The organism is Streptomyces sp. 4N509B (assembly GCF_052245655.1).
Taxonomy (GTDB): Bacteria; Actinomycetota; Actinomycetes; order Streptomycetales; family Streptomycetaceae; genus Streptomyces.
Genome location: NZ_JBQQBZ010000034.1, coordinates 57,174 through 77,120, shown reverse-complemented (window position 1 = coordinate 77,120; position 19,947 = coordinate 57,174). Strand labels below are relative to the sequence as shown.

Here is a 19,947-nt window from a genome sequence, read left to right as displayed (position 1 = left end):
CGCCCGCCCGTTCGGCCCGATGCCCGGCAGGCCCCGGCCGCTGCTCCACGTCCACCTGCGGCTCGCGGACCCGACACCCGCGGACGAGCACCGCCTGGACGTCCTGGTGGCGGCCGCCCGTCCCGCACGCGTCGCAGAACGCCTGGCCGGGCTCCAGACGGGTGCCGCACTCGGCGCAGCTCTCGTTCTCGACTGTCATCTCTCGGGAGTCCTTTCGAGGGCGGTCACCTGGACCGTGTACGGCATGTGGGCGGGACGGGCGGCCGCCACCAGGACGTCCAGGCGGTGCTCGTCCGCGGGTGTCGGGTCCGCGAGCCGCAGGTGGACGTGGAGCAGCGGCCGGGGCCTGCCGGGCATCGGGCCGAACGGGCGGGCGCTCCACGCCGCGCCGCCGCTCTCGCTGATCTCCGGCTCGACGCCGAACGCCAGGCGCACCGCCTCCGACAGCCCGCGCCGGGTGCCGCGGATCCGGTGCAGGTACGCGGCGGCGGCGACGGCCGCGCGCAGCCGGGCCTCCGGCTCCGTGCCGTCGGTCTCGGCACCGACCCAGGTCCCGAGCCACCGCACGAAGTCCAGCGGCGCGAGGGCGGGCCCGAAGTACGCCTCCAGGCAGTCGAGCACGTTCAGGATCGGCGCCAGCACCTCGTCGAGCCCGGCGACGAAGCGCTGCGCGAGGTCGTCGTCGGCGAAGACGGCCGGCAGGGTCATGCCGATCGGGGCGGACGACTCCAGGCCGTCGATGGATCCCCTCACCTGCCGCCCACCCCCTCCAGCGCGCCCACGGGCGCCTCCACGCCCGTCACGACCCGTCTCCGACGACCCGCACCCGGTGGTCGTAGGAGAACACCAGCGCCGACGGCGACAGGTTGACGCGGTCCGTCGCCTCGCCCCGTTTGCCCGTGAGCGGGTCGGCCGGGTGCAGCGCCACCTCGTCGACCAGCTCCACCCCCGGCACCCGCTGGAGCACCGCGAACACCTCGCCCGCCTGCACCGGGCGACCGAACGGCCAGCCCGTCCCCTCCGCGCCGCCGGTCAGCGGGTCGAGGTGGCGGTAGAGCGCGTCGTGGGCCTGCTCGCGGACGCGGTCGGTGTCGACGCCGCGGAACGCGTGCACCGTCGCGACCACCGTGACGCCCTGGTAGAACGGCGGGCCGACGGCCAGCCGGGTGCCGATCGGGCGCCGCTCGTCGAGGTGGCGGGTGACGCGGTCCAGCAGGGCGTCGCCCGGCACCAGTTGTTCGAAGCGCAGCCGCCCGTCCGGGTCCGGCACCGCCTGCGGCACCACCAGCACCCGCACCGCGTGGGCGCCGTACTCGTTCTCCTCGCCCTCGATGCACGTGATCCGCGCCGCGTCGGGCGCGGCCCGCCGGGTCAGCTCCTCGTAGTCCCGCAGGGTCACGGCCCGCTCCTGGGCGCGCAGCGTGATCGGCGCCCGCGTCTTCGCCTCCCGCACCGTCTCGCCGTCGACGCCGCCGCGCGCCGCCTCCCGGTTGACGACCTCGGAGACGTACGGAATGGAGCTGCGCAGCACCCGCACGGCGCCGCGCGCCACGTTGCCCGCGCGTCCGCCGCCCGTGCGGTAGCGGCGGGCGCGGATGACCGCGCCCTTGGGCGGGACCATGCCGTACTGCCGCAGCGTGCCGTCGGGTTCGCGAACGGCGGGACCGAACGCGATCTCGCCCGTCGTGGCGTCCAGCGTGAGGTGCCGGTCCCCCGGCCCCGACGCCGCGAAGTGCGGGACGACCCCCCAGTCCACCCAGCCGTCCTCCTCGGCGGTCTGGAGCAGCAGCGGCGGGTCGTCGCCGACGACGGGCGCGTGCGCGAGCCGCAGGCGCTGCCCCGGCAGGCCCGTGGACTCCCCCAGCGCCTCGTCGCGGACGGTCTCGGCGTGGATGGCGGGGACCGTGCCGCCGAGCGTGAACGCCTCGGCGGCGCGGACGGTCGGCGAGGTGGTGTAGAACGGCTGACCCGGCAGGGGTTCGGTGACCCGGCAGCGCAGCCACCCGGCCTGCTGGCCGCCGCCACGGGACAGCGCGTGGCCGCCGGGCACGTGCAGGACGACGGCCCCCGGCCGGTTGAGGCCGCCCGTGCCGTCCCGGTCGACCTCGCACTCCTGCCAGCCGTTCTCGGTCCACGCCTCCCACGCGAGCGGCGGCTGCCGGGGGTCGACGCCGACGCCGTCGACCCGGCTGTCGAGCTCCAGCGCCACCGCGCAGTGCGGCACCGCCGTCGTGAGCCCGAACAGCACGCAGTCGCCGACGGCCGGCGCCTCGGCGAAGCACACCACGTCCCTTCCCTCGGCCAGGTCCGTGGTCCGGTCGGTGACCTTCTGGCCCTGGTGCCGCACCACGAGGTACCGCAACGCGCAGGGCAGGACGGCCAGCTCCCGTTCGGCGGCGAAGACGACGGCCTCCTCGCTCTCCGTCCGCGCGGTCGCGACCTCGGTGCCGACCGGCACCCTGATCGGCTCCTCCTGCGGGGCCGACAGCCAGAACGTGACGTCGGTGCGGGCGGCGGTGGGCGGGAAGAGGGTGATGCCGACGAGGTCGAGGAAGGCCAGGTGGTTCTTCTCGGGCACGCGGTTGAGCCGGTAGACGATCTGGTCGGCCATGTGGGCGACGGCCTCGACGAGGGTGACGCCCGGGTCGGAGACGTTGTGGTCGGTCCACTCCGGGGCGCGCTGCTGGATGTAGCGCTTGGCGTCGTCGACGAACTGCTGGAAGCGGCGGTCGTCGAGGTTCGGTGAGGGCAGGGCCATGGGAGGTCAGGTCGCTTTCCGGTCGCTTTCGGAGGTCGCTTCGGGGGCCGCTGTCACAGGTCCGGGCCGGGTGTTTCCGGCTCGTCGTGGGACGGGATGACGTAGAACGGGAACACGAGGCTGCGGGGGTTGTTGGTGCCGCGGATCGCGTAGCGGACGTCGATGTAGAGGACGCTCTGGTCGGGCCCGGCGGTGACCTCGACGTCGTGGACCTCGATCCGCGGCTCCCAGCGGTCGAGGCTCGCGTACACCTCGTGCTGGATGCGGCCCGCCGTCTGCTCGTTGACCGGGGCGAACACCAGGTCGTGGATGGCGCAGCCGAACTCCGGCCGCATCGGCCGCTCGCCCGGCGCGGTGGCCAGCACCAGGCGCATCGCCTCCTCGATCTCGCGCTCCCCGCTGACCAGGGCGATGCCGCCGGTCGGCGAGATCCGCAGCGGGAACGACCATCCGGAGCCCACGAACTGCTCGGACATCAGCGGCCCACCCCTCTTCTCCTTCTCCACTCTCGGACACGGTCACGGCATCGGTCACGGCATCGGTCACGGCATCGGCAGCGGAATCCCGTTGACGAGCACCTTGGCCGGGGCCGGCACGAGCAGGATGCCGTTTCCCTTGATCGTCGCGGGCCCGGCCGACGTCGTGGTGACCGCCCCCGCCGCCGTGACGGTGACCGCGGCGGCGGCCGTCAGGCTCAGGGCCGCCGCCGCGTTCACCGCGACCGGGCCCGTGAGCGACCTGACGTTGACGGGGCCGCGCCCCTCGATGCTGAGAACCCCGCCGCTGCTGATGGACAGCCTGCGCCGCGCGCTGAGCGTGAGGTCCGTGCCGGCGTCCACCGACACCGAGCGGCTGCCCGTGATGCTGACCGAGCCCTTGCTGTCGACGGTGATCTCGGTCTTCGTGCGGTCGAGGTTGATGACGAGCCGGTCGTTGCCCGTCGCCAGCCGCACGCCTCGCTTCATGCCGCCGGTCTGCTGGCTGAGCAGGTCCAGGCGGTTGCCGGTGCGGTCGGAGAGGGTGTGCCGGGCCGCCAGCCTCCGCAGGCCGTCGTGGAGCGGGACGTCCGGCACCTCCGTCGGCTTGTCCCGGCCGTTGTACAGCCCGCCGATGACGAAGGGGTGGTCGAGCGCGCCCCGGTCGAAGGCGACCAGCACCTCGTCGCCGACGTCCAGCGGGAAGATCGAGCCGCCGCCCTTGCCGCCCCACTGCACCACCCGCGTCCAGTCGCTGACGTACCGGTCGTCCAGCCACGGGAACTCCAGCTTCACCCGCCCCTGCCGGAGCGGGTCCTGCACGTCGGTGACGAGCGCGTTGGCCACGCTGGGCAGCCGCGCCTCGGCCTGCGCCCCACCGCCCCCGCCTCCGCCGCCGCCCGAGGCGAGACCGTACAGCGAACGCCACTGGCGTCCGCTGACGGTCGCCCACGCCTCGTAGTGGTCCCCGGCGCCGAAGAGGTGCCGGACGGAGGTGACGGTGTACTTGCCCTCGAAGGGCTGGCCCACGTCGGCGAGCGTGACCGGGACGCCGGCCCGCAGCTTCGGCGTGCCGCGCACCGCGATCTCCAGCTCGGCGAAGGAGGAGGTGACGTCGTCGGCGAGCGCGGCGGCGGCGTACCTGACCTCGGCCTGCCGGTCGTACGGGGTCCGCGTCTCCACCAGGGTGACGGGCTTGAACGGGGCGGTCGCCTGGCTCGGGCTGCTGCCGATGGCGATGCCGGGGTTGGCGGTGGCGGCGGCGGTGGCGGTGACCTTCCGCTTGGTCGTCACGTCCCAGCCCCGCGACTCCACCTTCTTCACCTGGTCGGCAGCGGTGACGGCGGCCCGCAGCCGCAGGATGTCCTCACCGCCCTTGAGGACGAACGGGGAGGTGTTGGTGCCCGCGGGCGGCGGGGGAGCGCCGGAGGCCGGCTTCGGCCTGACGAACTGGAACCTGCCGCGCGCGTCGACGGACATGACCATCTCGTTCTCGTCGGCGAGCCGCGCGAGGAAGTCCCAGTCGCTGACGCCGGCCTGGCTGATGAACTCGTACAGGGTCGTCGTGGGATCGATCCGGCCGATGGTCACGCCGTCCAGGCCGGCGAGCCGGCGGGCGATGTCGGAGGCGCGCTGGTTGCGGTACGCCTCCACCCGGCGCTGCCGCATCAGGCGGAAGCCGGCGTCGTAGCCGCGGATGACGGCGAACGAACCCGTGCCGTCGTAGTCGGCCTCCAGGCCGGTGATCTCGCCGGTCAGCAGCGGGTCGCCGGCGCCCCGCCCGGCGGCGACCGGGGAGATCCGCACCTTCACGCCGAACCGCGCGCCCACCAGGCCGAGGATCGTGCGCCTGGGGTCCCGGAAGGTGAGCTGGAACGCGGCGGGCACCCCCATGCCCTGGTCGACCCAGCACTCCGTGAGCAGCGAGGCGTGCTCGCGCGTCAGCACCTTGCCGCCGATGGAGACCTGGACGACGTTGGAGAAGGAGGGCTGTGGCATCAGGAACCCACCTCCTCGGCGGCCGGCAGCATCAGCTCGGTGCCGGTCCGCAGGTCGGCCGGGTCGTCGATGTCGTTGGTCTCGGCGATGACCCGCCACGCCGCCGTGTCGCCGTACTCGCGCCACGCGATCGACTGCAACGAGTCGCCCGCGACGACCCGGTGCACCCGCCGCGCCGTGAGGGCGCCCGACGTCGGGTTCTGGCCCTTGGTGTCGCTGGGGATCTCGTGCAGGTGCATCTGACAGGTGGCGCGGATGGGCACGCCGGTGGTGCCGAAGAGGGTGTAGGAGGCCTCGACGGAGGTGACGTACGCGGTGAAGCGCGCCGTGGAGAAGGACCCCCACTGGAAGACGACCCACGGCGGCGACGGCTGCTTGGCGGCCGTGCTCCTCGCGGTCGTCTCGCAGCAGGACATCAGCGCCTCGACCTTCTTCATCACCGTGTTGCCGCCGGGCTCCTCGGAGGAGTCGAGGAAGACCTCCACGCTCATCTCGCGCGGCTCGGGCCCCAGGTACTCGGGGAGCGAGCCGTCGCGGACGGCGGCGGTCGGGGTGACCGTCCAGTTGGCGCGGCGGGTGAGGGCCAGCTGCACCGGGTTGAAGTCGAGGGTGAACGTCTTGATGAGCCCGCCCGGGGTGGTGCTGTAGCCGGAGGGTGGTTCGTGGATGGCGAGCGTGGCGCGGACGAGGCTCTTGCCCGCGCCCCGGTTTCCCTTGGCCATGGCTGGTGCGGTCCTTCGTTTCGTTCGTCTCGGTCCGGCTCGTTGGGTCTGGCTCGTTCGATCGGCTCGTTGGGTCGGCTGGTTCGGCTCGTTCGGTCCGGCTCAGTCGGTGAACCCGTGGTGGGTGATCTCCAGGACCTCCGTCGCCACGGCCGGGTTCGCCGGGTTGAGAGAGGGTCCCTGCCAGCTGACCGGCAGCACGTCGATCAGCCCCCAGCGGGCGACCTCGGACCCGTCCGCCCTCAGCGCCCTGATCTGCGCCGTGGGGCGCGTGATCCCGGTCTGGACGGAGGAGATCCACTTGGCGACCTTCGTGGTGTCCGGGGTGAGCGGACGGGTCAGGCGGATGTTGGAGAACGTGACGCGGGTCGGCAGCTGCCAGACGAAGCCGTTGTTGCCGCCCTCCTGACGCTGCTCGATCTCCACCTGGGAGGAGAGGCCCTCGCACTCGTTGAAGTAGCCCAGGCTCTCGCCGTCGATGCTGAGGGTGAAGAAGACCGAGGTGCCCGGGTCGAGTTCCTGGGGCATCGAGAGGGACCTTTCCGTGCGGGTGGGTGGTGCGGGGTGCGGGGGTCAGTAGCGGGTGTCGCGGAGCCGTCCGATCCGTTCGCGGTCGAGGCGGAGTTCGGTGCGCACCAGGCGGGTGATGCGGCCGATGAGCCGGTGGGAGAGTTCGTCGAGCTGGCGGGCGGTGAGCGTGCGCGGGTCGAAGCCGCCGTCGGCAGCCGGCTTCTCGGGCGTCGCGCACGAGCTGGCTGACCCGCCGGTGGGCGGGGGTGTGGGCGTGGGCGTGGGTGTCGGGGCGGGGGCGGCCGGGGCGTGGGAGGGCGGGTCCGGCGCGCGCTGGATCACGCGCGCGGTGGGGGCGGGGGCGGGGGCGGCGGACGCCGCCGCTCGCGCCGCCGTGACCGTCCTCCTCACGGGGTGTGGGGCGGACGCACGGGAGACCGTCGGCATCGGGATCGGCGGCGGGGGGACGGGCCGGGAGAGGCCGGCGACCCCCACGGACGGCCCGCCCTTCGCCTCGACACGCGCACTCCGTTGGACCGCCACCACGGGAGGCGGAGGACCGGGAGCCCGGACGGACACCGTGGGACGCACGACGGGCCGCACCGGCGCGCCCAACGCGCCCGGCTCGGCCGGGGCGTGCCGCACGACGGGCGTCCGGGACGCGGCGGAGGCGACGGCGGGTCCTTCCCCCTCGGCCGGAGCCGGCGTGCTGGCGGTGGCCGACGCGGGGAGGGCGGGCCGGGAGGGACCGACCGGAGCCTCGACGCGCGCACTCCGTTGGACCGCCACCACGGGAGGCACGGGGCCGGGTGCTCGGACGGGTTCAGTGGGACGCACGGCGGACGGTGCCGCCGCGCCTGACGCGCCCGACGCCCCCGGGGGGCCCGAGGCGCCCGACGCCGGGGCGCGCTGCACGACGGGGAGCGCGGGCGCCGGGCGGGCGCCCTGGGCGGAGGGCGAGGCAACGGGCGTCGCGTCGGCGGGCGCGGCGGGAAGGGGAGCGCCGACGCCCGAACGGGCGCGGGGGCGGGTGCCTGGACGCTGACGGCCGGGATCGGCGTGGCGACCGGCGAGCGTCTGGATCGGAACGGCCGCGGCCGGTGCCGGACTCCCCACCGGAGAACTCTCCGACGCCTGACGCGCGGGCGGCGGGTTCGACGACGACGATGACCGGCTCGCGGGCCGTGGCGCCACGGGGGACGCGCTCGTCGAGGGAGGCGGGACCGAGCTCGCCGACGGCGCGTCAGGAGGACGCGGCGCGGCGGCGCTCGTCGACACGGACACCGCCGGCGCGGGACTCGGTGACGCGGGACTCGGTGACGCGGTCCGCTCGGCCGGCGGTGGGCTCGGCGACGGGAAGCCCACCGTCGGCTGATCGGTGGACACGGGCGCTGCCGAGGCTGGCGACGGGGCCGGGGCCGTGGACGGGGACGGGGTGTGGCCCCGTTGGCCGCCCCCCGGCTCCCGCCGGGGCGAGACGGGCTTCGCCTCGCTGCGCTGCACCGCGAGCGGTGGCGAGGCCGGCGGCACCGGCCTGCTCGTCGGAGCACCCAGGCCGACCCTGCGAGGCGAACGCGGAACGCCGCCCCGAGCCGAGGGGCGTCCAACCGGCTCGGCGGCGGCACCGGCGGCTGGGCCGGGGCCGGCCTGCGCCGCCGGAGGCACCGGGTCCGCCGCCCCACGGGGCGCCGCGTCACCGCGCCCCGCGCGACCCGTCGGCGGCGGCGTGCTCGCGGAACGCTGGACGGTGGGGGCGGCGGGGCCGCTGGGCAGCGGGGAACGGGGGGTCGCGCCGGGCGCCGCGCCGCCCAGATCAGGGGAGGGCGCGGTCGAGGGACGGGCCGGGGACGGGTCCGCCGCCCCACGCGCCACGGCCTCGGCACGGTTCGTGGCCGCGCGTTGGACCACCGCGCCACGGCCGGGTGAGGCGTCGGCCGGGCCGTCCGTGACGGCCCGCGCCGTGCCCGCCCCGGGCGCCCGCGACGGCCGCGAGGTCTGCGGCGTCTGCGATCGCTGCGATGGCTGCGATGTCGATGTCGAGGTCGAGGTCGATGGCGTCGGCGTCGGCGTCGGCGTCGGCGAGGAGGACGGCCGCGAGACGGACGGGGACGCGGGTGTCGCGGGCTCGGCGGACCGCCGTGCCGGTCGTTGCTCCCGGCCGGTCACCGGAGGGCCCGACCGCCGGGCACCGTCCCCCGCCCCGTCCCTCGCACCGTCACCAGCCGTCGACGGCCGGGCGGCGGGCACGTGTGGTGGGTTCGCCGTCGGCAGGGGGCGGGTGGCCACCGCCCGCTGGACGACCGGCGCTCCGCCGGCTTCCGCCGTCGGCGCCGCGCCGCCGCCGGTGTCGCGGGGGCCGCCGGTGTCGTCGCGCGGACCGACGGGCTCGCCGCCGCCGGTCCCGCCCGGTCCCTCCGGCGTGCTCCCCGGCCCGGACGGGTCTCCCCCCTGCCGTGCTTCCCGCCTTACCTCCCGGCTCGGCTCCGGCAGGAACGCCGGCAGGTGCCGGCGCTGGACCGGCAGCGTGTCCGTCACGGCCCTCGTCAACGAGCGCGGCCGTTCCGGCGCCCCGGACGCGGGCGTCACGCGCAGGCCCGACGAGAGGGAGGGCGCGGTCGGCCGAACGGTCAGGGGCGCCCGTGTGGCCCGGGCCGTTCCCGGCTCGGGCTCCTTCCGCGTCGGCACCACGACCGGCAGCGTGAACGAGGGCTGTTCGAGGCCCGCGACGGGCCGCCCGTGGCTCGTGGGCCGGCCGCCGCTCGCCATGCCGATCGACGAGGTGCCGTCGAGGACGGAGTGGGACAGCGTCCCGACGAACGAGGGGTTCTGGAACGTCGCCATCCGCCCGGTGAACCCGGCGTCGGCGACTCCCCGGCCCGTGCCGAGCGCCCGCTGGATCGGCGGCATCCCCGCCCAGGCGACCGGCACCGCCGCGCCACCCGACGACGGCGGCGGCGGCGACGGCGCGCTGGCGCCCGCGTCGGCGGCAGCACCCGCGTCGTCGCCACCGGCCCCGGCACCAGCACCAGCGTCGCCGTCCGTCCGCCCACGACCCCTGAACCTGTCGAGGAACCCCACCCCTCAGCCCTCCGTCCCGGCCCGCGTCACCAGGGACGCGATGTGCTCCGCGTAACGGCGGCGGTCGTGGTGCTCCAGGTCCAGGATGTCGTCCAGGCCCCAGTGGAAGTGGTAGGCGACGTACGCGATCTCCTCGTGCAGCCGGTCGGTCGCGTACGTCACGATTCCCCCAGGCGGCCCCCGCCGAGATCCACCTCGAAGGGCTCGGAGCAGTGCGGGCAGGCCACGGACGCCCGGGTGTGCCCCTCGGCGTTGATCTGGCGGTAGAAGTCCTGGAGGAACGCCAGGTCGGAGGCGAACATGCCCTCGACCACGCCGTCGTGCACCATCGGCAGCGTGCCCAGGCGGGTGATGACCCGGCCCAGCAGCACCACCGACAGGAACGCCGGGTTCTCCTGGACCCGCACGTCCCGCAGCGGGACCAGTTCGTCCCGCGCCGTGGCCAACCGCATCACGCCGTCGCGGTGGACCGTGCCCTGCTCGTCGACGTAGCCGCGCGGCAGCTGGAACGGAAACTCCGTCCGCAGCCGTCCCGGCGCCGTGTCGACGGCGGCCGGGGACTCGGGCGCGGCAGCGGCCGACGACTCCGGCCCGGCGGCGGGCGGCGGCACGAGCGCGCTCGCGCCTCCTCCCGGCCCCCGGCCGGCGATCGTCCGCCTCATCACTCGATGACCAGCTCTTCGAACACGATGGTCACGGTCTCGGTGAGGACGGCCGCCTCACCCGCCTTCACGGTGCTCGTGTCCACCTTGCTGCACCACGCCTTGCGCAGGTTGTACCGCTTCACGGGGTTGTGCTCGTAGTCCATCATGATGATCGTCGCGTTCTTGCGCGCCGAGGCCATCTGGCCGGCGATGGACTGGTTGATCCACTCGGTGAACGCCGCCGACTCGGTCATGCCGCGCACGACGGTGCAGGTCCCGGTCTTCTTCACGCCCGGCAGGATGCTGGTCGTCGGCTGGCCGTTGGCCGAGTTCTGCGGGCTCTGGATGGTGTCCTGCTCCATGGTGAGGCCGCTGACCTCCTGGAGGTACTCGACCATCACGCCGTCGATCTGCAGGCCGAAGCTGTGTGATGTGAGGCTGTCGGCTTCCTGGAGACTCATGCTCTTGTCTGTCCTTGCTACTCACGGGGTTGACGACAACGCGGCTGCGGAGGGGTGGGCCCGTCGGCCTACTCCTCCAGCTCGGCGCTGCCGCTGGAGAACTGGGCGAGCCGGAAGATCACGAACTCGGCGGGCTTGACCGGCGAGACGCCGATCTCGCAGATGACGCGGCCGAGGTCCACCGACTCGGTCGGGTTGGTCTCCTCGTCGCACTTGACGTAGTACGCCTGGTCCGGCTGGGAGCCGAAGAGGGCGCCCGAGCGCCACTCGTTCACCAGGAACGCCGAGACGTTGCGCCGGATGCGGGCCCACAGGTTGTGGTCGTTGGGCTCGAACACGACCCACTGGGTGCCCAGCAGGATCGACTCCTCCAGGTAGTTGAAGTACCGGCGGATGTTCAGGTAACGCCAGGCCGGGTCGGAGGAGAGGGTGCGGGCGCCCCAGACGCGGATGCCGCGGCCGGGGAAGGCGCGGATGCAGTTGACGCCGATCGGGTTGAGCAGGTCCTGCTCGCCGCGGGTGATCTGGATCTCCAGGTCGACCGCGCCGCGCACCACCTCGTTGGCGGGGGCCTTGTGGACGCCGCGTTCGGCGTCGTTGCGGGCCCAGATGCCGGCCATGTGGCCGCTCGGCGGCACCATGCGGGTCTGTCCCGTGGCCGGGTCGAAGGTCTTGATCCACGGGTAGTAGAGGGCGGCGTACTTCGAGTCGTAGCCGGCCGTCTCCTGGCGCCAGACCCTGATCTGGCGAGCGTTCATCGAGGGCGGCGGGTCGATGATGGCGACCCGGTCGCCCATCAGCTCGCAGTGCGCGATGAGGCCGAGCTGGACGGCCTTGACGGCCTCCAGGTCGATCGCGCCGCGCTGGTAGGCGGCCATCAGGTCGGGCACGGCGACCATCGTGATCTCGTCGACGGCCTCCAGGCCGCCGAAGCCGGTGCGGTCGGCGGAGTCGCCCAGGTACTGGGCGGGCCCCGGCTGCCCCTCCTCGCCGCTCTCGGGCCCCGTGGTGGCGGGCGCGGCGGCGGGGGCGGACAGCGCCACGGTCTGGTTGCCGGGGCGGGCGAGCTGCCCGGCGGGCGCCGCCTCGGCCACGGTGATGAGCTGGGAGCGCTCCTTGACCTGGGTGACGACGTAGGTGCGGGTGCCCTTCTTCGCGGTGACGTCGAAGGTCTCGACGGCCTTGCCGCCGTCCTTGACGATCAGCCGGAACCGCTCGGCGGGCCCTTCGCCCTCCGGGTCGGTCACCTCGACGCTGAGGTCGCCGGGCGCCGTGGCCGCCACCGTGAAGGTGCCGAGCTGCTTCGGCTCGCCGGGCGGCAGCGCGGCCGGGGCGGCGTCGCCCGAGCCGGTGATCGAGGCGGGGGCGGCGCCGTTCGCGGCCGAGCCCTCACCCTGGGGGGAGCCGCCGACGCGCACGACGTACGCCGCCGTGCCGCCGTTGTTGAAGAAGCCGTAGACGGAGTGCGCGAGGTAGTACCCGTCGGTGAAGTCACCGAAGGCCGCGACGTACTGCGTCCAGTTGGTCACCAGCGTCGGCTCGTGGAGCGGACCGCTGGGCGCGAGCCCGACGAAGGCCGCCACCGACGTTCCCACCCCCTCGATCGGGCGCGCGCCGCTGGCCACCTCCTCGACGTAGACACCGGGCGACAGGTACGAGGGCATGCTGTGCTCTCCTCAGCTCTCCTCGGAGTACAGGACGGAACAACTCCACCCTCGCCAGCACAGCCCCCTCTCCGAAACGTCCGCCGGTCTCTGACAGGGGGCACAGTCCATGCCCACGGGGGGAAGCCGGCCTTCCCTGTGCGGCCGGACGCGGCGGCCGGACGTGACGGCCGGACGTGGCGGTGGACGCCGGGGCGGGACCACCGCGCGGGCGGCGGGGGGCGGGGGCGGCCGACCGGCGGCCGACCGGCGCCCCAGCAGGGCAACGCCTCCGCCCCCCTGTCGCTCAGGCGTGCACCGAAGACTCCTGACCGGTCGTGCCCCCCGATCTAGCGTCGTCGTGTGAGCCTGTGGACTTCCCTCGAACCCGCCTCCGCGACCGTCGAGGCCGGGGACAGCACCCGCGTACGACTGCGCGTGCGCAACACCGGCGACGTCGTCGACGAGTACCGCTTCGAGCCCGTCGGGGACCTCGCGCCCTGGACGCGGGTGGAGCCGCCGACGCTGCGTCTCTTCCCGGGGACGACGGGGGACGTGCAGCTCACGTTCGCGCCGCCCCGGACGCCCGACGCGACCGCAGGGCCGAACCCGTACGCCGTCCGCATCACGCCGACCGAGCACCCGGACGCCGTCACCGTCCCCGAGGGCACCATCACCATCCTGCCCTTCACCGAGGTGCGCGCCGAGCTCGTGCCCGTCACCGTGCGCGGCCGCTTCCGCGGCAAGCCGAGGCTCGCCGTCGACAACCTCGGCAACACCCCGCTCACCGCCTCCATCAGCGGCCATGACAACGGCGACCAGCTCAGCTACGAGATCCACCCGGCCAACGTGCAGATCCAGCCGGGCCGGGCCGCGTTCGTCAAGGCGAGGCTGACGCCGCAACAGGTCACCTGGATCGGCCCGAAGGAGGAGCGGCCCTACACCCTGGCCCTCCAACGCTCGGGCACCGAGCCCGTCCCCGTCGACGGCACCTACCTCCAGCTCGGCGTGATGCCCCGCTGGCTCGCGACCTTCCTCGGCTTCCTGCTGACCCTCGCCATCATCTTCGTGGTCCTCTGGTTCGCCTACCGGCCGAAGGTCACGAGCGCAGCCACGCCGAGCGCACAGGAGTCCGCCGAGGTGCTGACACCCGAGCCCACCCCCACCCCGGAGCAGACCGAGGCCCCGCCCGAGGAGGAAGAGGAGGAGCCGTCCCCGCCGCCCGAGCAGGAGGAGGAGCCGTCCCCGCCGCCCGAGCAGGAGGACGGCGGCGGCGGTGGCGGTGGCGGCGGTGGCGGTGGTGGCGGCGGCGACGGGCCGCCGCCGGTGGTGCCCGCCAGGAACGTCATGCTGGAGAACGCGTACACCAACCGGTGCGCGGACGTCCCCGGGGTGGGCCAGGGCACGCTCGACGGCCCGTTGCAGCAGTCCGCGTGCATCCCGGTCGGCGACAACCAGCGGTGGCACCTCGACGTCACCATGCCCGACGCCGGCCCCGGCGGCAGGGACCTCTTCACGATCGTCAACGCGACGAACGGTCTGTGCATGGACCTGACCGGCCGAGGCGCGCAGCCGGCCACCACGCCGATCCTCCAGACCTACTGCAACGGCACGAGTGGCGACAACCAGCTGTGGTGGATCGAGAAGGAGGGCGAGGGCTACTGGATCCACAACGCCGCCAGCAACGACCTGTGCCTGGACCCGCAGTACCTGACCAGCGACGAGGTCCCTCTCATGATCTACGACTGCGTCGTCGACGACGACCAGGTGTGGAAGATCGTCAAGCCCTAGCTGACACGGACCCGGCTGACGCGCACCCAACTGATGCGGTGCCCCCGTCCCACGGCGCCTCGGGCGCCTCGTGGGACGGGGGCACCTCCGCGTTACCAGGCGTCCGCGAACTCGCCCGGCACCAGGCGGCCCGCCTTGCGGTACTCGCGGCGGGCGCCCTCCAGCAGGTCGTGCCCGGTCACCGTCCCGTCCCGCCCGGCGGCGAGGTACGCGGCGGTGACCACCGCGCTGCGTATGGAGCCGCCCGCCAGCTCGAACCCGGTGGCCAGCTCCTTCAGGTCCGCCTCCTCCGCGCCCGGCACGCGCGCCAGGCAGTGCCGCCACAGCGCGAGCCGCTGCTCCGCGTCGGGGAACGGGAAGTCGATCACCAGGTCGAGGCGGCGGGTGAACGCCTCGTCGATGTTGGCCCGCAGGTTCGTCGTCATCAGGGCGATGCCGTCGAAGGACTCCAGCCGTTGGAGCAGGTAGGCGCTCTCCATGTTGGCGTACCGGTCGTGGGAGTCCTTCACCTCCGACCGCTTGCCGAAGACGGCGTCGGCCTCGTCGAAGAGGAGCACGGCGTCGGTGCGGTCGGCCTCGGTGAAGACGCGTTCGAGGTTCTTCTCGGTCTCGCCGACGTACTTGTCCACGACGGAGGACAGCTGGAGGACGTAGAGGTCGAGGCCGAGTTCGGCGGCCACGACCTCCGCCGCCAACGTCTTCCCCGTCCCCGACTCGCCCGCGAAGAGCCCGAGGACGCCCCGGCCCCGGCCGCCGCCCGCGCTCAGCCGCCACTCGCCGAGCACCCGGTCGCGATGCCGGGCGCGCAGGGCGAGCTCCCGTAGCTGGGTCAGCGGTGCGGCCGGCAGGACGAGGTCGTCCCAGTCGACGGCGGGGCGGATCTGGCGGGCGTGCCGTTCCAGCCCGGAGGCGGACTGCTGCCGGGCGGCCCGCCGCAGGTGGGCGGCGGTCAGCGCGGTGCCGTCGAGGTCGGCCAGGGCGCGGGCGGCCCGCGCGGCCCGCGCGACGCCCTCGTCGCCCAGGTGGTAGGGGGCGACGGTCGCCGCCAGGTCGAAGCCGGGCTCGTCGCCGGGGGCGAGGCCGAGGGCCGCCGACCAGGCCGTCGCGTCGCCCGCGCCCCGGCGGGGCGCGTCCAGCACGAGCGGGTCGCGCCCGCACCACCGGGGGTCGTAGGGGCGCGGGTCGGTGAGCAGCACGGAGACGTCCCGCTGGTCCGTCAGCGCCCGCAGCAGCGCCGTCGGGTCCTGCGGCAGCCCCGGCACGACGACGGCTCGCCCTGTGAGACGGGCCTCGCGCAGCAGGACGGGCACGCCCTCGGCGGGGCCGTCGTAGACCAGGGCCCAGCCGGCGGCGTCCGTGCCGAGCGCCGTCGCGACGCAGGCGAGACCGTCGCCCTCACGGTGCTCGCGGAGGTAGACGACGGCCGGGCCACGGGCCAGGCGCGCGGCCAGGCCGCGGGCGAGGCCGTCGGGGTCGGCGGGCGGGCCCACCGGCTCCGGTGGCGGGCGGAGGCTCCCGGCGAGGGCCGCGTCCGGGGTGTCGTCGCCCAGCAGGTGCGCGAGCACGCGGTCCGGGACGCGCAACGAGCGGCTCAGGAAGGGGCGTTCGGGCTCCTCCACCTCCAGCAGCCCGAGCGCGGTGAGCGGCGCCACCGTGTGGAACCGGGCGCGGGCCTCGGCCTGGTGGGCGGGCAGCCCGCACAGGTCGAGCGCGAGGCCGACCGTCGCGCGGCGGCGGCTGATGTCGTCGTTGAGGTAGCCGTAGAGCGGCTCGAAGGTGCGGTCGAGGTCCGGGGCGAGCGCGATGAGCAGCAGGGCGCTGTCCAGGGTGGTGAGGGAGAGCCGCGCGGCGAGTGCGCCCAGCCGGTCCCCGCCACCACCGTCGCCCGCGACGTCCCGCGCGGAGGGCACGCCGGCCGGGCCCGGTGACGGCTGCGCGGCGAGCCGCAGCAGACGCAGCACCGCGTCCTGGCTCAGGTACAGGCCGCGCAACGGGTCGTCGGCCGTCGGGTCGTCGGCGGACCGGTGCTCGACCACCAGCGCGACGAGCTCGCGCAGCCGCGCCAGGCGGTCGAGCAGGGCGACGGCCGGCTCCGCGCGGGGTTCCGCGCCCGGCTCGTCGCCCCCGGCCGACCGCGTCTCCTCCGCCATATCCGCCGTCTCAGCCATCTCCGCCGTCTCAACTGCCTCATCCGTCTCAGCCATCTCCGCCGTCACGGGGCCCCCGCCCCCGGCGTCTCGGCGCCGCCCGCCGCGGCCACGCTCCTGGCCCGACGCGCCGCCGCCACCTGGCTGGGCCGGTGCGCGCGTTCCTCGGGACCGGCCGGGGGGTCGTCCATGCGGTGCGCCCGGACCATCGCGCCCTCCGTGACCGGCGGGCCGGCGTCGTACTCGGGGTATCCGGGGAACGGGGCGGTGACCACCAGGTCGATGGACGGCTTGAGTTCGCCGCCGAGCGCCGACCAGATCTCGGCCAGCGAGCGGGACTCGGTGTGGAGTCCGGCCACCGTCAGCGGCATCGACAGGCCCACCGCCCCCAGCGCCCCCGGCAGCTCGGACGGGGGCAGCAGCTCGCGCGGCAGCAGCGTGGCCAGCACGGCGGACAGCAGCCGGTGTTCGTCCTCCGTCTGCCTCGTCCACGCGGTGACCAGGTACGACAGCCGGAACCACCGGGGCGGCGGCCGGTGCTTGACGACGACGGCGCGGTCGTCGCGCACCGCCGCGAACCCCCGCTGGCGGCGGCTCACGTCCTCCCTCAGGTCGTACAGGTACGCGTTGACGGCGGGCGCGTTGCGCCGGGCCGCCCAGTCGCGGGTCGGCGCGTCGAACGAGACGTCGATGCCGGAGCCGGCCAGCGCCCCACCGCTGAGCAGTCTCCTGATGACCTCGTCCACTTCGTGAATCACGCTCGGGTTCCCCGTTCCTCTTCCTCTTCGGCTCGTGGCACTCTTGGCCCTCTTGGCCCGCTCCGGCCTTTCCGCCGCTCCGGCTTCCGGCCGTCCGGTCTCTCCGGACTCTCCGGCCTTCCGGCCTTCCGGCCTCTGGCTTCCGCCCGGGTCAGATGTAGCCCTCACGGAGGGCGTAGGCCACGGCGTGCGCCCGGTTCCTCAGGTGGAGCCGCGTGGTGAGCTCGTGCAGGATGTTCTTGATCGTGCGGTCGGAGTAGGACAGCTTGTCGGCGATCTCCGCCGTGCCGAGGCCGTCGGCCACGAGCCGCAGCACGTCCACCTCGCGGGGCGACAGCCCCGACGCGGGGACCCCCGCCCGGCCGGCCGCCATGCCGTGCAGCACGTTGACCTGGTCGATCAGCCGGCCGAGCAGGTCGGCCGGCAGTTCGCCGTCGCCCCGCGCGGCGGCCATCACCGCCCGCGCCAGGCGGTCCTCCGTGGCCTCGTGACGCCACACGATGGCGCCGATGCCGCAGCCGAGCACGTCGAGCAGCTTGGCCTCGCGCAGGGAGCTCACCACCAGCACGGCGCGGGTGCCCTCGCCACCCATGACCCGGCGCAGCCGCGTGACGGCGGCGTCGTCGAGGGTGTCCGAGATGAGCAGGGTCACCGTTCCTGAGCCGGCCTTCGCGTCGTCCCGGAGCTCGATCTCCGGGCAGCGGCGCAGCTGACCGAGCGCGCCCTCCCGGGAGATCGGGTCGGGTGCGTGAACGATCACCGGGATCCGTCCCCCGGGCAACCCGCGTTGCCCCGACCCTCCGGGGCGTGGGCGACCGGCCGTGGCCGTGGCCGTGTCCGTCTGTGGGATTGAGCTGAGCATCGTCCCCCCCAAGTCCTGTGTGTTCGCGCACCGGCGCGGGACCGTACGGCCGGTACGTCACAGGACGCTAGGTCAGCGGCACGCGCCCTGTCGTCCCACCACGAAGGGCAACTGCCTACCCCCAGGGGGGTAGCGATGGGGCCACCCTGAGGGGCAGTTCGCCTTCCCTACCTGCCCTACCGTTGACATGTGATCAATAACCCCAGAGGGGACACGACGGACCTGTTACTCGCGGGCGCGATGACGGTCCTGGTCCTCATCACGGCGGTCCAGACGGTCGACGGGACGGAGCGGACCTGGGCGCTGGTCATCGGTGCGCTGACCGTCGCGCCGCTCGCGCTGCGGCAGCGTGCCCCGGTCGTCGTCACGGTCACGATCATGGTGAGCCTCCTCGCCTACAGCCTGCTGGGCTACGGGGAGTTCCCCAACGGTGCCGGTGGGCTGGTCATCGCGATGTTCACCGTCGCCGTGCTGCGGCCCCCGCAGGTGGCGCTCCTGCTGTGGGTGGCGTCAGGGTTCGTCACCGCGGTCATGTTCGTCACCACCGACGACGAGCACATGCCCTGGTCGTGGGCCATGCAGGCGCCCCTGACGGTGCTGGCCGGGGGGTGGTTGCTGGGGGAGGTCACCAAGCACTGGGCGGCGCGCGCCGAGCGGCTGGCGGGGGAGGCGGCTCGGGCGGTCGCGCGGGAACGGGCCAGCATCGCGCGTGAGTTGCACGACGTCGTCGCCCACCACATGGCGGTCGTCTCGATGCAGGCCGGCGTCGCCGAGCACACGCTGGACAGCGATCCGGCGACCGCCCGCGCGGCGATCACGACGGCGGGACACTCCAGTCGCGAGGCGCTGACCGAGATGCGGCGCCTGCTGAAGCTGCTGCGCCCGGCGGAGGGGGAGGACGCCCGGGCCGTCGCCGCCGAGGCCGCCGACGCCGCCACTCCGGGCCTCGACGCGTTGGACGAACTAGTGAACCGGATACGCGACGCGGGCGTACCCGTTGATGTCGTGGTGACCGGTGATGCCCGCCCCCTCTCGCCCGGAACCGAGCTGTGCGCGTACCGCGTCGTGCAGGAGGCACTCACCAACGTGGTGAAGCATGCCGGCCCCGCCACGGCACGCATTGACCTGAACTACGGTGAAGAGGTGCTTACCCTGAAGATCAGCGACACGGGCGCCGGGTCGGGCACGGTCAAGAGCTCGGAAGACTCCTACGGGCTGCGCGGTATGCGCGAACGCGCGGCACTCTACGACGGCACGCTCACCACGGGACCCGCGAGGGACGGTGGATTCGAGGTCACGCTGCGCCTGCCCATCGGTGAGGCGGCATGACGACCCGCGTCCTCGTCGTCGACGACCAGGACCTCCTCCGCACGGGGCTGGTCACCCTCCTGAACGCCGACCCGGGCATCGAGGTCGTGGGAGAGGCCGGCGACGGCGCGTGCGCCGTCGAGCTGGCCGCCGCCCTGCGGCCCGACGTCGTCGTGATGGACATCAGGATGCCCGTCCTGGACGGCATCTCGGCCATACGGCGGATCCTCTCCGGCGCCGGGGAGAAGGTGCCGCGCGTCATGGTGCTGACGACGTTCGACCTGCCCGAGTACGTGTACACGGCGCTCAGGGACGGCGCCGCCGCGTTCCTGCTCAAGGACACGCCCCCCGGACGCATCATCGCCGCGGTGCACGCGGTGGCCGCGGGCGACATGGTCATCGCCCCCCGCATCACCCGCGAACTCGTCGAGACGTACGCCCGACACCACAGGTCCGCCGCCCGGGCCCGCCAGCTGGACACCCTCACCAACCGTGAGACGGAGATCCTGCACCTCGTCGGCAGAGGCATCACCAACTCCGCGATCGCCCAGCACCTCATGCTGAGCGAGGCGACCGTCAAGACGCACATCAAGCGCCTGATGAGCAAGCTCGGCCTCACCAGCCGCGCCCAGGCCGTCGTCATCGCGTACGAGTCCGGCCTCATCACCCCGGGGCAGCGCCCCGAGAAGGTGTGCCAGGTCTGACGGCGGGGGCGGGACCGCCCGCCCCCCAGGGCCCAGCCGGCGACCCGCCGCCCGCGAGGGCTCGTCCCGCGCGCACCCCGCCGACCC

19 protein-coding genes are annotated in these 19,947 nt (G+C 74.3%); 4 read left to right on the top strand and 15 right to left on the bottom strand.

The window, feature by feature from the left end:
* The 8 genes from ACTWP5_RS25565 to ACTWP5_RS25530 all read right to left on the bottom strand — a co-directional run.
* A partial coding sequence (locus ACTWP5_RS25565; protein ID WP_443223468.1) for a hypothetical protein occupies positions 1-199 on the bottom strand: 199 nt, incomplete at its 3' end.
* Complete coding sequence (locus ACTWP5_RS25560; RefSeq protein ID WP_443223467.1) at positions 196-753, bottom strand: phage tail protein; 558 nt, start codon at positions 751-753, stop codon at positions 196-198. The genes ACTWP5_RS25560 and ACTWP5_RS25565, both read right to left, overlap by 4 nt.
* A 46-nt stretch (positions 754-799) precedes the next feature.
* Complete coding sequence (locus ACTWP5_RS25555) at positions 800-2,758, bottom strand: putative baseplate assembly protein (protein ID WP_443223466.1); 1,959 nt, start codon at positions 2,756-2,758, stop codon at positions 800-802.
* A gap of 53 nt (positions 2,759-2,811) precedes the next feature.
* Positions 2,812-3,234 carry a GPW/gp25 family protein gene (locus tag ACTWP5_RS25550; protein ID WP_443223465.1) on the bottom strand — a complete coding sequence of 141 codons (423 nt, stop codon included), beginning with the start codon at positions 3,232-3,234 and terminating at the stop codon, positions 2,812-2,814.
* Between the two features lie 66 nt (positions 3,235-3,300).
* A complete protein-coding gene (locus tag ACTWP5_RS25545) occupies positions 3,301-5,232 on the bottom strand; it encodes a VgrG-related protein (protein ID WP_443223464.1) in 1,932 nt (643 codons plus the stop codon).
* The gene (locus ACTWP5_RS25540) at positions 5,232-5,954 is read right to left on the bottom strand and encodes a CIS tube protein (RefSeq protein WP_443223463.1); all 723 of its coding nucleotides are present in this window, start codon (positions 5,952-5,954) and stop codon (positions 5,232-5,234) included. The genes ACTWP5_RS25545 and ACTWP5_RS25540 overlap by 1 nt, the downstream gene beginning before the upstream one ends.
* A gap of 102 nt (positions 5,955-6,056) precedes the next feature.
* Entirely contained in the window at positions 6,057-6,482 is a 426-nt protein-coding gene (locus ACTWP5_RS25535) for a phage tail protein (RefSeq protein ID WP_443223462.1), read from the bottom strand.
* A gap of 45 nt (positions 6,483-6,527) precedes the next feature.
* Positions 6,528-6,875, bottom strand: a complete 348-nt coding sequence (locus tag ACTWP5_RS25530; RefSeq protein WP_443223461.1) for a hypothetical protein — start codon at positions 6,873-6,875, stop codon at positions 6,528-6,530.
* Between the two features lie 2,113 nt (positions 6,876-8,988).
* Here ACTWP5_RS25530 and ACTWP5_RS25525 point away from each other — a divergent pair.
* Entirely contained in the window at positions 8,989-9,597 is a 609-nt protein-coding gene (locus ACTWP5_RS25525) for a hypothetical protein (protein WP_443223460.1), read from the top strand.
* Here ACTWP5_RS25525 and ACTWP5_RS25520 read toward each other — a convergent pair.
* From ACTWP5_RS25520 to ACTWP5_RS25505, 4 genes are all read right to left on the bottom strand, one after another.
* Positions 9,546-9,704, bottom strand: a complete 159-nt coding sequence (locus ACTWP5_RS25520) for a DUF6760 family protein (RefSeq protein ID WP_443223459.1) — start codon at positions 9,702-9,704, stop codon at positions 9,546-9,548. The two genes, ACTWP5_RS25525 and ACTWP5_RS25520, sit on opposite strands and share 52 nt — an antisense overlap.
* A complete protein-coding gene (locus ACTWP5_RS25515; RefSeq protein ID WP_443223458.1) occupies positions 9,701-10,204 on the bottom strand; it encodes a hypothetical protein in 504 nt (167 codons plus the stop codon). The genes ACTWP5_RS25520 and ACTWP5_RS25515 overlap by 4 nt, the downstream gene beginning before the upstream one ends.
* Positions 10,204-10,647, bottom strand: a complete 444-nt coding sequence (locus ACTWP5_RS25510) for a phage tail protein (RefSeq protein WP_443223457.1) — start codon at positions 10,645-10,647, stop codon at positions 10,204-10,206. Before ACTWP5_RS25510 ends, ACTWP5_RS25515 begins: the two co-directional genes overlap by 1 nt.
* Before the next feature lie 68 nt (positions 10,648-10,715).
* A complete protein-coding gene (locus ACTWP5_RS25505) occupies positions 10,716-12,311 on the bottom strand; it encodes a phage tail sheath subtilisin-like domain-containing protein (RefSeq protein WP_443223456.1) in 1,596 nt (531 codons plus the stop codon).
* 342 nt (positions 12,312-12,653) lie between these two features.
* Between ACTWP5_RS25505 and ACTWP5_RS25500 the strand changes: the two genes are divergently transcribed.
* Positions 12,654-14,081, top strand: coding sequence for an RICIN domain-containing protein (locus ACTWP5_RS25500; RefSeq protein ID WP_443223455.1), 1,428 nt, complete (start codon positions 12,654-12,656; stop codon positions 14,079-14,081).
* Positions 14,082-14,173: 92 nt separating this feature from the next.
* Here the strand turns inward: ACTWP5_RS25500 and ACTWP5_RS25495 are convergent, their stop codons facing one another.
* The 3 genes from ACTWP5_RS25495 to ACTWP5_RS25485 form a co-directional block, all read right to left on the bottom strand.
* Positions 14,174-16,231, bottom strand: a complete 2,058-nt coding sequence (locus tag ACTWP5_RS25495; RefSeq protein WP_443223470.1) for an AAA family ATPase — start codon at positions 16,229-16,231, stop codon at positions 14,174-14,176.
* A 62-nt stretch (positions 16,232-16,293) separates the two neighbouring features.
* Positions 16,294-16,986 (bottom strand): DUF4255 domain-containing protein, encoded by a 693-nt coding sequence (locus tag ACTWP5_RS25490; protein ID WP_443223454.1) that lies wholly within the window; start codon positions 16,984-16,986, stop codon positions 16,294-16,296.
* A gap of 151 nt (positions 16,987-17,137) precedes the next feature.
* The gene (locus tag ACTWP5_RS25485) at positions 17,138-17,848 is read right to left on the bottom strand and encodes a helix-turn-helix transcriptional regulator (RefSeq protein ID WP_443223453.1); all 711 of its coding nucleotides are present in this window, start codon (positions 17,846-17,848) and stop codon (positions 17,138-17,140) included.
* Between the two features lie 189 nt (positions 17,849-18,037).
* Between ACTWP5_RS25485 and ACTWP5_RS25480 the strand changes: the two genes are divergently transcribed.
* Positions 18,038-19,177: a sensor histidine kinase gene (locus ACTWP5_RS25480; protein WP_443223452.1), complete on the top strand. Its 1,140-nt coding sequence runs from the start codon at positions 18,038-18,040 to the stop codon at positions 19,175-19,177.
* Positions 19,174-19,860 carry a response regulator gene (locus tag ACTWP5_RS25475; protein WP_443223451.1) on the top strand — a complete coding sequence of 229 codons (687 nt, stop codon included), beginning with the start codon at positions 19,174-19,176 and terminating at the stop codon, positions 19,858-19,860. Before ACTWP5_RS25480 ends, ACTWP5_RS25475 begins: the two co-directional genes overlap by 4 nt.
* Positions 19,861-19,947: the final 87 nt, after the last annotated feature.

Excerpts from the sequence above, each read along its gene's own strand:
- ACTWP5_RS25545 (WP_443223464.1), bottom strand. The coding sequence starts at position 5,232 with ATGCCACAGCCCTCCTTCTCCAACGTCGTCCAGGTCTCCATCGGCGGC.
- ACTWP5_RS25475 (WP_443223451.1), top strand. The coding sequence starts at position 19,174 with ATGACGACCCGCGTCCTCGTCGTCGACGACCAGGACCTCCTCCGCACG.
- ACTWP5_RS25535 (WP_443223462.1), bottom strand. The coding sequence starts at position 6,482 with ATGCCCCAGGAACTCGACCCGGGCACCTCGGTCTTCTTCACCCTCAGC.
- ACTWP5_RS25485 (WP_443223453.1), bottom strand. The coding sequence starts at position 17,848 with ATGCTCAGCTCAATCCCACAGACGGACACGGCCACGGCCACGGCCGGT.
- ACTWP5_RS25515 (WP_443223458.1), bottom strand. The coding sequence starts at position 10,204 with ATGAGGCGGACGATCGCCGGCCGGGGGCCGGGAGGAGGCGCGAGCGCG.
- ACTWP5_RS25555 (WP_443223466.1), bottom strand. The coding sequence starts at position 2,758 with ATGGCCCTGCCCTCACCGAACCTCGACGACCGCCGCTTCCAGCAGTTC.
- ACTWP5_RS25495 (WP_443223470.1), bottom strand. The coding sequence starts at position 16,231 with ATGGCGGAGGAGACGCGGTCGGCCGGGGGCGACGAGCCGGGCGCGGAA.
- ACTWP5_RS25505 (WP_443223456.1), bottom strand. The coding sequence starts at position 12,311 with ATGCCCTCGTACCTGTCGCCCGGTGTCTACGTCGAGGAGGTGGCCAGC.
- ACTWP5_RS25550 (WP_443223465.1), bottom strand. The coding sequence starts at position 3,234 with ATGTCCGAGCAGTTCGTGGGCTCCGGATGGTCGTTCCCGCTGCGGATC.
- ACTWP5_RS25540 (WP_443223463.1), bottom strand. The coding sequence starts at position 5,954 with ATGGCCAAGGGAAACCGGGGCGCGGGCAAGAGCCTCGTCCGCGCCACG.
- ACTWP5_RS25510 (WP_443223457.1), bottom strand. The coding sequence starts at position 10,647 with ATGAGTCTCCAGGAAGCCGACAGCCTCACATCACACAGCTTCGGCCTG.